This is a genomic window from Campylobacter sp. S4:11 (assembly GCF_024723695.1).
GTDB lineage: Bacteria > Campylobacterota > Campylobacteria > Campylobacterales > Campylobacteraceae > Campylobacter_D > Campylobacter_D jejuni_C.
Window position 1 is genome coordinate 1 of sequence record NZ_JANQDC010000128.1, and the last position, 243, is coordinate 243.

The 243-nt window shown below is 23.0% G+C and carries 1 protein-coding gene; it reads left to right on the forward strand.

Annotation, left to right across the window (positions count from 1 at the left end; translation table 11 throughout):
- Positions 1–243: hypothetical protein (locus CAMP5053_RS08535; protein WP_337217662.1), on the forward strand; the 243-nt coding region annotated here is incomplete at both ends.

The following is a 243-nucleotide window of genomic DNA, read 5'->3' on the forward strand; positions in this document are numbered from 1 at the left end:
GGGAATGGCAAATATATATAAAATTACAATATATTATTTTATCTACGATGTGCCAAAAAATCTTAAAAAATTTTACCCCCTAGAAGATAAAAAATTAGCACTTGAAAAAATGAAAATAAGTTATAAAGTATTTAACAATTTAGATTTAAATTCGACTTCTGAGATTCCTAGTATAGCTAATGATGATTGGAAAAATGCTTTTAAAGATTTTTCTAATGCAAGTTATAATTGGATAAACAAAAT